Here is an 11,841-nt window from a genome sequence, read left to right as displayed (position 1 = left end):
AACTACCCGTCATACTACCTGCTACGATAAGCCTCACCCCTCAACTGTACCGATGATTACAAACTATCGCCGATAATCCGAACCTCTCTCTCCAAGGTTACTCCTGAAAATTCTTTGACTGTTTCAATGACATGAGCAATCAAGTTTTCATAATCCTGAGCTGACCCATCCGCTACATTAACCATAAAGCCTGCATGCTTTTCCGATACTTCCACACCGCCAATACGATGCCCCTTGAGACCGGCCTCCATGATGAGCTGGCCAGCAAACATTCCTGGTGGACGCTTAAAGACAGATCCACAAGAAGGGTACTCCAGTGGTTGCTTAAGTTCGCGCAAATGTGTCAATCGGTCCATTTCATATTTGATAACCGGATGATTACCAGGCTTCAAGGCAAATTTGGCAGATAGGACAATTGCCCCATTATCCTGCAGGATAGATGACCGATAACCAAAGCGCAAATCACGATTGTCCAAGGTTTCGACATAACCAGCAGGAGTTAAAATTTGTGCAGATACCAAGATATGGGCCACTTCACCACCATAAGCACCGGCATTCATATAAACAGCACCGCCGACACTACCAGGAATGCCGCAGGCAAATTCAAAGCCAGTCAAGGAATGAAAGAGGGCAACCTTGGTCGTCTCAATCAGGTTGGCACCTGCCTCAGCCTCAATCGTATAGCCAGAAACCGTCACTGAGTTAAGCTTATCCATCCTGATAACAAAGCCCCTGATGCCACCATCACGGACGATAATATTACTAGAATTTCCTAAAACCTGCCAGGGAATACCTTCACGATTGGCAAATTCTACGATGCGTACAATCTCATAGCGATTACGTGGAAAAGCCAGGTAGTCTACTGCACCCCCGACTTTTGTATACGTATATTCCTTTAAGGGCTCATCAAATCGAATATCGATTCCCTCAAGCTCCTGTCTAATCTTATCATTCATTATCATTCTCATTTCAAAAATAGATATACGGTTCATATTATACCAAAAATTTAACTAGATTACGATTATTTTTGGACAATTGCATCAAAAACAAAAAATACAGTTCCCTCAAGAACCGTATTTTGTTTAGGATACCTTAATCCCGTCTTTATCTACCTGTAGGATATGCACACTGCCGTCCAATTCAAGCTTTTCTATGGCAAGTTTAATGGCCTCTTCCTTATCCTTAGAGGCTAGTACCATAACGGTTGGACCTGCTCCAGAAAGGTAGGTTGCATAAGCACCCAACTCCTGAGCTGTTTGCTTGATAGGGCAAAATTCCTTGACCAAGAGTTGGCGATGAGGTTCGTGGAACATATCTGATTGGATAAGTTGACCAGCTTTTTCCAAATCACCGGCCATAAGACTGGCAATAGCGACGTTGGCAATACTGCTTGCTGCCACGGCCTTCTTATAGCCCATCTGCGCTGGCAGAACTCCACGGCTTTCACTGGTCCGCAGAGGATAGTTGGGAATAAAAGCGATAAAGCTGGCCTCTGGGAAGTCCGTCACAACAGCATGGACTTTCTTATTGACATAGCTGGCAATAACTAGATTTCCATAAATGGCTGGCGCTACATTATCCGGATGACCTTCTATCTTAGTTGCCAATTGCAACTTTTCTTCCTGGCTGAGGTTCAATTGACCCAATAGATTGGCCAACTCAATCCCTGCTACAATGACAGAGCTGGACGAACCCAAGCCACGGGCCAAAGGAACATCGCTTGTCATTTTCAAGCAGTGAGGTGGCAGGTTTTTGGAAACTTTCAAAGCTGTCTTAATCAGCAGATTACTCTTATCAGATGGAACATGCTCTAGGTCATGCTCAATAAACCATTCATCTGCAGGCGCTAGAATTTCAATGGTCAGGTATTTTGAGAGGGCAACACCGACCGAGTCAAAACCTGGTCCTATATTGGCTGAAGTAGCTGGAACTGTAATTTTCATTCTTATTCTCCCAAGACCTTGAAGGTATTTAAGACAGTGAAGTCCTCAGCCTGGGCAAGCTTTTCAGTCACATTTTCTAGCTGGGTCTTGCTCATCTCATGGGTCACGATAACCAGACGAGCTGTCTCACCGTTTGCCTCCTTCTGCAGAATTTGCTTGAAGGAGATTTCTTCAGAGTTGAAAATTTCTGCCAAACGGAGCATTTTTCCGTTCTGGTCAGATGCTACGATAGAGAAATAATATTCGCTCATCACATCAGACGGAGCTGCCAACTGGAGCGAACGGCTATACTCATTAAATGCTTTGCCAATCGTACCGTCTTTCAGGCGACGAACAATGCGAATCAGGTCGGCAGTCACGCTAGTAGCTGTTGGTTTTTGTCCAGCACCTGGTCCGTAGTACATAGACTGGCCGATACCAATGGACTCGACAAAGACCGCATTCATAACGCCATTGACACTAGCAAGCGGGTGATTTTTTGGCAGGAAGGTTGGTGACACTTCTGCTGCAATTCCCGAAGCTGTTTCACGAATATCCCCTACCAACTTTATGACATAGCCAAGCTCTTGTGCTACTGCTACATCTTCAGGTGTGATATTGGAAATTCCCTTGTGGGCAACGTGGTCAAAATCAACAGTCATACCAAAGGCAAATTGGCTGAGGATAACGGCCTTATAGGCTGCATCAATTCCTTCAACGTCGTTGGTCGGATCTGACTCTGCGTAACCTAGTTCCTGGGCTGTCTGCAGGGCTGTTTCGTAAGTCCATCCTTCGTCTAGCATCTTGGTCAGCATGAAGTTTGATGTCCCATTCAAGACACCCAAAACGCGGGTAATATTATCCGCAGCAAGAGAATTGACTAAGGTACGCAAGACTGGAATACCGCCTGCAACCGCTGCTTCGTAGTAAAGGGCCAGTCCTTTTTCCTGAGCCAGAGTACGCAATTCACTGCCATGCACAGCCAACAGGTCTTTGTTAGCTGTCACGATATGCTTGCCTGCCTCCAAAGCGCGTGTGATGAAAGTTTTTGCTGGCTCGATACGTCCCATAAGCTCAACGACAATAGCAATGTCGTCATCTGCCAAAATCTCGTCAATGTTGGTAACGAAATCATAGTCATGGCCTGCAGCCAATAAACGCTCTTTTTCCGCATCGTCCTTTACAAGAACCTTTGAAATCTCTATGCTGTCTTGGGCTGCTAATTCAATCTTTTCCTTATTTTCTGTCAGAAGGAATGGCACACCACTCGCTACCGTACCAAACCCCAATAATCCAATCTTAACTACCATATTATCTCCTTAAAACTATTTTTCCTATTATACCAAATATTCTGACTATTTGGCAAAAATTTTGGTATAATTAAAGTAGTAAGAAGAATTACATATATTGAGGTAGTGAATATGGCGAAGAGGAAGCATGGGCGGCACAAGCATCAAAAAGTGAAAAGATTTCCAGTAATATTTACTCTGCTGAGTGTTCTGCTGATTGGAACCCTTGTTTTTTGCCTCGTCTACTTCTATCAAGACCCAGGATCCAGAACAGACTTGGTCCAGCAAACTCCAGAAACCCCTAAAGAAGAGATTGATACGACTCCTTCACAGAAAACTGGTCCTGAAGAAGTAACTTGGGTTAAGCAAAAAAGTCCGGTCCGTCTGCCCATTCTGATGTACCATGCTATCCATGTCATGGCTCCTGAAGAGACTGCCAACGCCAATTTAATTGTGGATCCTTCTACGTTTGAAAGTCATCTCAAGGCCCTCCAGGAAGCTGGCTATTACACCCTTTCACCTGAAGAAGCTCTGCGGGTTCTAAGGGACAATGTAGTTCCTGACGGCAAAAAAGTCGTCTGGCTAACTTTCGATGATAGTCTCTGGGATTTCCATAGCCATGCCTATCCTTTACTTAAGCAGTACCAGATGAAGGCTACCAACTTTGTTATCACTGGTTTTACGGAAAATGGCACAGCGGGCTACCTGACTGTCAATCAGATGCTGGAGATGAAAGAGCACGATATGTCTTTCCAAGGTCATACGGTCAATCATCCCGACCTGGCACAAAGCAGCCTTGAAAGCCAATCCATTGAGTTATCCTACTCCAAACAATTCCTAAACCAGCAACTTAGTCAGGAAACCATTGCTCTAGCCTATCCTGCTGGTCGCTATTCAGCCGATACCCTGGCTGTGGCAGAAAATACCGGCTACCAATTGGGATTGACCACCAACCATGACCTGGCTTCTGTTGATAACGGAATGCTTAGTTTAAATCGTCTGAGGGTATTGCCAACGACCACTGCCGACATCTTGCTAGAGATGATTCAAGCCGACTGACATAGAGATACAAGAAAAGATGACCTCATACGAAATCATCTTTTTCTTTTTATATTCCCTTGGACTGCAGCAGCTGCGCATCAAAGTCTGTTGCTGGGCGCCAACCCTTGGCTAATAAGTCTCTGATATGGAGTTTATTATAGAATACCGCCATGACAATATTGACGATAAAGACAAGATAGCCCTTTTCTATTGAGTAGGCGTAGTTACCAAGAGCTGCATTGGCCAGTAGCATAATAGCCGCCCATTTCCAATCCCGTCTATAGACGGCAACCCACATGGTAAATAACAGGGTCGTCCAAGAAAAACCAAGGGGAGCCTGTTTAAATTGTCCCCGATGATTGGTCAGATTTACTTTCATTTCTATCTCCTCTTCTAATGGATAACCCTATTATACACTAAATAGCCTGGGTCATGAAACTTCTGCTTTCCAAGACTTTGACCATAGCCGCAGCTGTATCAATGGCTGTAAAGAGTGGAATACCACCCTCAATGGCTGAGCTACGAATGATTTGACCATCCGAGTCTGCCACACGCTTTTTACCAACTGTATTGACAATGGCTTGAATTTTTCCAGCTCGAACCAGACTTGGAATGTCGAAACCACCTGCATCACCAACTTTATTGACCAAGGTAACAGGAAGTTCGTGGTCCGTCAGATAGGCTGCCGTTCCGCTAGTCGCAAAAATACCATAGCCCAAATCGTGGAAACGACGCGCCAGCTCCAAGGTTTCTTCCTTATCTTCATCCGCAATGGTAAAGACGACATTGCCAAATTCTTCCAAGTGCTGGTAGCTAGCTTCAAATGCCTTGTAAAGTGCTTTTTCAAGCGTCACATCTGAACCCATAATTTCGCCCGTTGACTTCATTTCAGGTCCCAAAAGACTGTCAACCTTCGCCAATTTTGTGAATGAGAAGACTGGAGCTTTGACGTGGACCTGCTTGCTTTCTGGATAGAGACCGTCTGCATAGCCAAGTTCTGCCAAGGATTGACCCAAAATCAATTTGGTCGCGACTTGAGCCATCGGAATGTCTGTCACTTTTGACAGGAAGGGAACGGTTCGGCTGGCACGTGGATTGACCTCGATGACATAGACCTTTTCGTCCTTGATAACAAACTGAATGTTCATCATACCGATACAGTTGAGACCAATAGCCAATCGCTTGGTGTAATCAGCAATGGTTGCTTGTACCGCTGGCGACAGGGTTTGCGGTGGGTAAACTGCCATCGAGTCACCCGAATGGACACCTGCCCGCTCAATGTGTTCCATAATTCCCGGAATGAGAACATCCTTGCCATCAGAAATCGCATCTACTTCACACTCTTGACCAACGATATAACTGTCAACGAGAACAGGGTGCTCAGGACTAGCCTTGACCGCCGTCCGCATGTAGGAACGTAGGTCATTTTCATTTTCAACAATCTCCATGGCACGCCCACCCAAGACATAAGATGGACGGACAAGGACTGGAAAACCAATTTTGCGGGCCGCCTCAAGAGCCTCTTCTTCATTAGTTGCGGTTTGACCTGGTGGCTGCGGGATGTCCAAGTCTTTCAGAGCTTTTTCAAACAAATCGCGGTCCTCAGCCCGGTCTAAATCTGCTACCTGAGTTCCCAATATCGGAATACCAGCCTTGGCAAGCGGTTCAGCCAAGTTGATGGCTGTCTGCCCACCGAATTGCACAATGACACCTTTGGGCTGCTCCAAATCAATCACATTGAGTACATCTTCCAAGGTCAAAGGTTCAAAATAGAGCTTGTCCGAAACCGAGAAATCTGTCGAAACAGTTTCAGGGTTGGAGTTCATGATAATAGCCTCGTAACCTGCTGCCTGAATGGCTTTGACAGAGTGAACCGTTGCATAGTCAAATTCAACCCCTTGACCGATGCGGATTGGCCCAGAACCTAACACAAGGACCGATTCCTTGTCTGATTTGATGGATTCATTTTCCCAAGCATAGGTTGAATAGAAATAAGGCGTCGCACTCTCAAATTCTGCTGCACAGGTATCCACCATTTTGTAAACTGGGACAATGCCATTTTCAGTCCGGAGCTGGCGAATGTAGCATTCCGTCCGCCCCCACAGCTCTGCTATTTTACGATCTGCAAAGCCGTATTTTTTTGCTTTTTTGAGGACATCTAAGTTATCAAAATGCGTCGCCAATTCCTGCTCAAGCTCTATAATATGCAACAACTTATCAAGGAAGAACAGGTCGATCTTGGTTAATTGGGCTAGTTCCTCAATCGTATAGCCACGACGAATGGCCTCAGAAAGGTAAAAGAGTCGGTCGTCCTGCGCTTTGACAATCTTTTCCACTAAGTGATCGTCCGTCACTTGGCTGAGTTCTGTCATTTCATTGTGATAAACACCGATTTCCAAAGAACGGCAGGCTTTCAAAAGGCTTTCTTCAATGTTCCGTCCGATGGCCATGACTTCCCCTGTCGCCTTCATCTGTGTTCCCAGACGGCGCTCCCCTTTTTCAAATTTATCAAATGGGAAACGGGGGATTTTAGCAACTACGTAGTCCAAAGCAGGCTCAAACATGGCATAGGTTGTCCCAGTTACTGGGTTAATCATTTCATCCAAGGTCAAACCAACCGCAATTTTTGCCGCTAATTTGGCAATAGGATAGCCAGTTGCTTTTGAAGCCAAGGCTGACGAGCGTGACACGCGCGGATTAACTTCGATGACATAGTATTTGAAACTATGGGGATCCAAGGCCAACTGGACATTACAGCCACCTTCGATTTTCAAGGCGCGAATAATGCTGAGGCTGGCATCGCGGAGCATCTGGTTTTCAATATCCGAAAGCGTCTGCGTTGGGGCAAATACAATCGAATCTCCTGTGTGAACACCAACAGGGTCAAAGTTTTCCATGTTACACACCACGAGTGCATTGTCTGCCGCATCGCGCATCACTTCGTACTCGATTTCCTTGAAACCTGCAATTGAGCGCTCAATCAAACATTGAGTTACTGGCGACAATTTCAAGCCATTTCCTGCGATTTCGCGGAGTTCTTCCTCGTTGGCACACATACCACCACCTGTACCGCCCAGCGTGAAGGCCGGACGTACAATGACAGGGTAGCCGATAGAATTGGCAAAGTTCAACGCCTCATCAACGGTCGTCACAATTTCAGACTCAGGAATGGGCTGATTGAGATCCTCCATCAATTGTTTGAACAAATCGCGGTCCTCAGCTTGGTCAATGGCCGACAATTTTGTTCCCAAGAGCTCAACACCCAGCTCTTCTAAAATTCCAGCCTTGGACAATTCCATAGCCATGTTGAGACCTGTTTGTCCACCAAGGGTTGGCAAGAGAGCATCAGGACGCTCTTTTCGCAAAATACGACTGACAAATTCCAGCGTAATCGGCTCGATATACACCTTATCCGCAATTTCCTTGTCGGTCATAATTGTTGCGGGGTTAGAATTGACCAGTACAACGCTGTAGCCTTCTTCTTTCAAGGCCAAACACGCCTGCGTCCCCGCATAATCAAACTCCGCAGCCTGACCAATAATAATCGGACCAGATCCAATCACCATAATTTTTTTAATATCGTTTCTTTTTGGCATAATGTATGATACAAAGCCCGTTAAGAGGACAAAGTGAAAATAGGAAATGCAACGCTGATGCTTCAAGCATCCAGACGACGTTTATCTTTTTCACACAGTCCTTAGAGCATGTTCGAATATTAAAATCAAATCGTACTCGAACCTGTATCTTCTCCTTTCTATTTGTCAACTCACAGGTTGACATTAAATAAGATAAGTCCGACGTTAGGAAAGTCAATTCGATACTAATTGGCTTTCCTAACTAGTGCAAGGGATAGCCTGACCTCCATAGAGGCAGGCGTAGGGAAATAAGTTGCGTGCAACCATTGACCTGTCCCTTGCCTTTCTATTTTCTATCTCTCTGGATAGAATTAAATACCTCTCTGACGCTTAGCAACCATTCAACTAGCGTTCTTGCTTAAATGAATCCATCAAGTCCATAAATTCGTCAAATAAATAGCTGGCATCATGCGGACCGGGTGCTGCATCTGGGTGGAATTGCACTGAAAATCCGGGAAGGTATTTGTGACGGACGCCTTCGACAGACTTGTCGTTGATTTCCTCGTGGGTAATCATCAAGCAATCCGGCAGTTCCTCGCGTGACACTGCATAACCGTGGTTTTGACTGGTAAAATCAACACGTCCTGTCGCAATTTCGCGCACGGCATGGTTAAATCCACGGTGACCGAATTTCATCTTGTAGGTCTGGGCACCATTTGCCTTCGCATACAATTGATGGCCCATACAAATACCGAAAATCGGAATCTTCCCTTGAATACCACGAATCATATCAAGCGCCTCTGGAACATCATCTGGGTTCCCCGGTCCATTGGACAACATAACACCGTCTGGAGCCAGAGCCAAAATTTCCTCTGCGGTCGTGTCATAAGGAACGACAGTTACATTGCAATCACGCTTGGCCAATTCACGTAAAATCGAATGCTTGAGACCAAAATCGATCAGTACAACGCTCCGACCGACACCCGGAGCAGGATAGGCTGTCTTGGTAGACACCTGCTCAATATTATTGGTCGGCAAGACTGTCGCCCGTAGCTGATCGGTCAAATGTTCAACACTATCTCCAACATTAGCCAAGGTCGCCTTCATCGTCCCGTGCTGACGAATAATCTTGGTTAAAGCTCGCGTATCAATCCCTGAAATACCGGGAATTTTTTTAGCTTTCAAAAATTCATCCAAGGTCAATTGGTTGCGCCAATTACTAGCACGACGGGCCCACTCACTGACCACCACACCCTTACAAGTTGGCGTGATAGATTCGTAATCATCGCGATTGATACCATAATTTCCTACCAAAGGATATGTAAAGGTCAAAATCTGACCGTTATAAGATTGGTCGGTAATGGACTCCTGATAGCCTGTCATTCCAGTAGAAAAAACCAGCTCTCCAGTCACATCAATATCCGCTCCAAAGGCCTCGCCCTCGAAAATTGTTCCATCTTCTAAAATTAATCTTCTTTTCGTCATATCTACCTCGTTGATTCTCTCAGGAATCCTTTAACGTTTTGAAATTATATTCACAAAGGGGGCAGAAAACCAGCCTTAGTTAAATGTGCCGAGCTGTGAATACAGGTTCTATACCTTACCATTTACAATCGCCTCCAAAATCGCCATTCGGACAAAGACGCCGTTTTGCATCTGACGAACAATCCGCGATTTGGGAGCCTCTACCAGCTGGTCATCAATTTCAACATCACGATTGACAGGCGCAGGGTGCATAACAATCGCCTGTTCCTTCAAGCGCTTGTACCGTTCCCCCGTCAATCCATGTAGACGATTATAGGTTTCTTTTGAAAAACTTTCTGATCCATCGTGGCGCTCATGTTGGACACGCAGAAGCATCAAGACATCCACTTCCTCGACAATATCATCAATCGCAACATGTTGACCGTAGACATCAAATTCCGCCGAATACCACTCTTCTGGGCCGGTAAAGTAAATATCTGCCCCCAGTCGCTTGAGGATTTGCATGTTGGACTTTGCAACCCGCGAGTGAGTAATATCGCCTGCAATGGCAATTTTCAGATTTTCAAAGGTGCCAAATTCTTCATAAATGGTCATCAAATCCAGCAAGGACTGGCTTGGGTGTTGCCCAGAACCGTCCCCACCATTGACAATGGAGGTCTGGATGCTCGGACTATCAATCAATTGTTTGTAGTAATCAACCTCGGAATGGCGGATGACACAAATATCAACGCCCAAGGCTGACATGGTTAAAATGGTATCGTACAAGGTCTCGCCCTTGTTGACCGAGCTGGTTCGAGCATCAAAGTCAATCATGCCCATATCCAAGCGCAGCTCCGCCATTTCAAATGACTTATGCGTTCGCGTCGAATCTTCAAAGAAGAGATTGGAGGCATAATACTTCCGACTTAATGTAACGGACTCGCCTTTCTTGAAAGCCAGTCCGCGTTGAATGAGACCCAACACCTCTTCATTCGAAAGTGTTTCCATTGTTACCAAGTGTTTGAGAGAAACCTTACCATCTACAATTGTCATGATACTACCTGCCTTTTTGTGCCTGACCTATTCTGCCTCTACTAATAAAACTGCGTCATGACCGTCAATTTCAGTCATGTGAACGATAATTTCCTCCACCCGACTGGTCGGGATATTTTTCCCAACATAGTCCGCACGAATTGGCAATTCCCGGTGGCCACGATCGACCAAGACAGCTAAACTAACACGAGCAGGTCTGCCCAACGATACGAGATTGTCAATGGCGGCACGAATGGTACGTCCAGTGTAGAGAACGTCATCCACCAAAATAACATCACGATCATTGACATCGGCGGTGATGCTGGTGGTATCTTCTTCTACTTTCACATCGTCGCGGAAGGGCTTGGTATCTAATTCTCCCAGAGGAACATCAATTCCTTCCAACTGTTTCAGACGTTCTTGAATCCGTCGGGCAATGAAAACACCTCGTGTCTTGATACCAGCCAAGACGATATTGTCCAAATTCTTATTGCGCTCGATAATCTCATAGGTGATACGGGTAATTGCCCGTTTCATGGTCATATCGTCTACGATTTCTTTGGTTTTCATTCTAAACCTCCATAAATATGATACAAAAAAACTCTCCCTTTCAGGAGAGTTCAGAAAATACAGGACCAGTGCATGAAAAACTCCAACAGAATTTCCCATCTTGTATGTCCACATTTGCTCAATGCTCTCCTTACCTGTCTCTCTGGACAGCACTTAAAGGATTTCTAGCATCAGTATAGCACACTTTACCTACGGCGACAAATTCTTACTGTAAAAAATTTAATAATCTTCGTATTTTGCTTAGAATGGTGCTGATTTAGCCAAAAAAGACTGTGGTTTTAGGGATTTTACACCCGCCAAAACATAACCAAAGAGCAGATAGGTCACAAAGATAATGGCGCAGTAGGTCAAAACGTAGTTCCAGCCATACTTGGGAACATTGAGAAAGAAATAGGCAAAAGGACTATCCTTGGCGTCAGGAATAGGAATTTTGAGGAAAAATCCATTGACCAAGCCAAAAGCCATGTAGGCAAGTGGCAGACTGGTCCACCAACGGGGTCCAACCACTTGTACTGTCCCTGCCGATCGACAATGAGCGTATCCAGCAAGAAATAAATAGGAACGATATAGTGGCAGAGAAGATTTTCTACGCGCCAAAAATGCTCAGCCAGCGGTGCCAACATGATATGATAGACCACACAGGTTATCATGATGGACATAGTCACACCAGCCTTGATTCGCAGAAAGTTCTGGTCTTGCAAATTTTGGCCCTTGTTCATGGCATACACCATATAAACAGCAAAAACCGCCACCAAGAGATTGGACAAAACCGTATAATACATGAGCATACCAATGCCGTACTTGGCAATTTCCAAACCAGTCCCTGTAATGGCTAAAATCGCCAGCAAACAACGACTGTAAAATAAAATACTTTGATTCTTCATAGTTTCCTTTCTTATGTTAAAACCTTTTTCAGACGTTCCTGAGGTGAAGGCGGACGGAAGTAAA

Annotated in this window: 9 protein-coding genes and 1 pseudogene; 1 reads left to right on the top strand and 9 read right to left on the bottom strand. The window is 45.2% G+C overall.

The window, feature by feature from the left end:
* Positions 1-56: 56 nt before the first annotated feature.
* The 3 genes from murB to ACHBIE_RS05010 all read right to left on the bottom strand — a co-directional run bounded on the left by murB (position 57) and on the right by ACHBIE_RS05010 (position 3,232).
* Positions 57-956, bottom strand: coding sequence for a UDP-N-acetylmuramate dehydrogenase (gene murB / locus ACHBIE_RS05020; protein WP_105123356.1), 900 nt, complete (start codon positions 954-956; stop codon positions 57-59).
* A 126-nt stretch (positions 957-1,082) separates the two neighbouring features.
* The gene (thrB, locus tag ACHBIE_RS05015; protein WP_394732857.1) at positions 1,083-1,943 is read right to left on the bottom strand and encodes a homoserine kinase; all 861 of its coding nucleotides are present in this window, start codon (positions 1,941-1,943) and stop codon (positions 1,083-1,085) included.
* A gap of 2 nt (positions 1,944-1,945) precedes the next feature.
* The gene (locus ACHBIE_RS05010) at positions 1,946-3,232 is read right to left on the bottom strand and encodes a homoserine dehydrogenase (protein WP_105123358.1); all 1,287 of its coding nucleotides are present in this window, start codon (positions 3,230-3,232) and stop codon (positions 1,946-1,948) included.
* 111 nt (positions 3,233-3,343) lie between these two features.
* On the opposite strand from ACHBIE_RS05010, the gene ACHBIE_RS05005 reads away from it, so the two are divergent.
* A complete protein-coding gene (locus tag ACHBIE_RS05005; RefSeq protein ID WP_394719681.1) occupies positions 3,344-4,270 on the top strand; it encodes a polysaccharide deacetylase family protein in 927 nt (308 codons plus the stop codon).
* A 49-nt stretch (positions 4,271-4,319) separates the two neighbouring features.
* On the opposite strand, the gene ACHBIE_RS05000 is transcribed toward ACHBIE_RS05005, so the two are convergent.
* From ACHBIE_RS05000 to ACHBIE_RS04975, 6 genes and pseudogenes are all read right to left on the bottom strand, one after another.
* The gene (locus ACHBIE_RS05000; protein ID WP_105123360.1) at positions 4,320-4,631 is read right to left on the bottom strand and encodes a hypothetical protein; all 312 of its coding nucleotides are present in this window, start codon (positions 4,629-4,631) and stop codon (positions 4,320-4,322) included.
* A 37-nt stretch (positions 4,632-4,668) separates the two neighbouring features.
* Positions 4,669-7,848 (bottom strand): carbamoyl-phosphate synthase large subunit, encoded by a 3,180-nt coding sequence (gene carB / locus ACHBIE_RS04995; protein WP_394732856.1) that lies wholly within the window; start codon positions 7,846-7,848, stop codon positions 4,669-4,671.
* Between the two features lie 384 nt (positions 7,849-8,232).
* Positions 8,233-9,312: a carbamoyl phosphate synthase small subunit gene (locus tag ACHBIE_RS04990; protein WP_172021480.1), complete on the bottom strand. Its 1,080-nt coding sequence runs from the start codon at positions 9,310-9,312 to the stop codon at positions 8,233-8,235.
* Between the two features lie 108 nt (positions 9,313-9,420).
* Entirely contained in the window at positions 9,421-10,344 is a 924-nt protein-coding gene (locus ACHBIE_RS04985; protein WP_105160891.1) for an aspartate carbamoyltransferase catalytic subunit, read from the bottom strand.
* A 27-nt stretch (positions 10,345-10,371) separates the two neighbouring features.
* On the bottom strand, positions 10,372-10,893 hold the full coding sequence (pyrR, locus tag ACHBIE_RS04980) for a bifunctional pyr operon transcriptional regulator/uracil phosphoribosyltransferase PyrR (RefSeq protein WP_105123364.1): 522 nt from the start codon (positions 10,891-10,893) through the stop codon (positions 10,372-10,374).
* A 240-nt stretch (positions 10,894-11,133) separates the two neighbouring features.
* Positions 11,134-11,777, bottom strand: a pseudogene (locus ACHBIE_RS04975) (Pr6Pr family membrane protein).
* Positions 11,778-11,841: the final 64 nt, after the last annotated feature.

The organism is Streptococcus sp. A23, assembly GCF_043674155.1.
GTDB classification, from domain to species: domain Bacteria; phylum Bacillota; class Bacilli; order Lactobacillales; family Streptococcaceae; genus Streptococcus; species Streptococcus suis_V.
This window is presented reverse-complemented; position numbering and strand designations above follow the sequence as displayed.

Coding starts and splice junctions, on each gene's coding strand:
- murB (WP_105123356.1), bottom strand. CDS start 956: ATGAATGATAAGATTAGACAGGAGCTTGAGGGAATCGATATTCGATTT.
- thrB (WP_394732857.1), bottom strand. CDS start 1,943: ATGAAAATTACAGTTCCAGCTACTTCAGCCAATATAGGACCAGGTTTT.
- ACHBIE_RS05010 (WP_105123358.1), bottom strand. CDS start 3,232: ATGGTAGTTAAGATTGGATTATTGGGGTTTGGTACGGTAGCGAGTGGT.
- ACHBIE_RS05005 (WP_394719681.1), top strand. CDS start 3,344: ATGGCGAAGAGGAAGCATGGGCGGCACAAGCATCAAAAAGTGAAAAGA.
- ACHBIE_RS05000 (WP_105123360.1), bottom strand. CDS start 4,631: ATGAAAGTAAATCTGACCAATCATCGGGGACAATTTAAACAGGCTCCC.
- carB (WP_394732856.1), bottom strand. CDS start 7,848: ATGCCAAAAAGAAACGATATTAAAAAAATTATGGTGATTGGATCTGGT.
- ACHBIE_RS04990 (WP_172021480.1), bottom strand. CDS start 9,312: ATGACGAAAAGAAGATTAATTTTAGAAGATGGAACAATTTTCGAGGGC.
- ACHBIE_RS04985 (WP_105160891.1), bottom strand. CDS start 10,344: ATGACAATTGTAGATGGTAAGGTTTCTCTCAAACACTTGGTAACAATG.
- pyrR (WP_105123364.1), bottom strand. CDS start 10,893: ATGAAAACCAAAGAAATCGTAGACGATATGACCATGAAACGGGCAATT.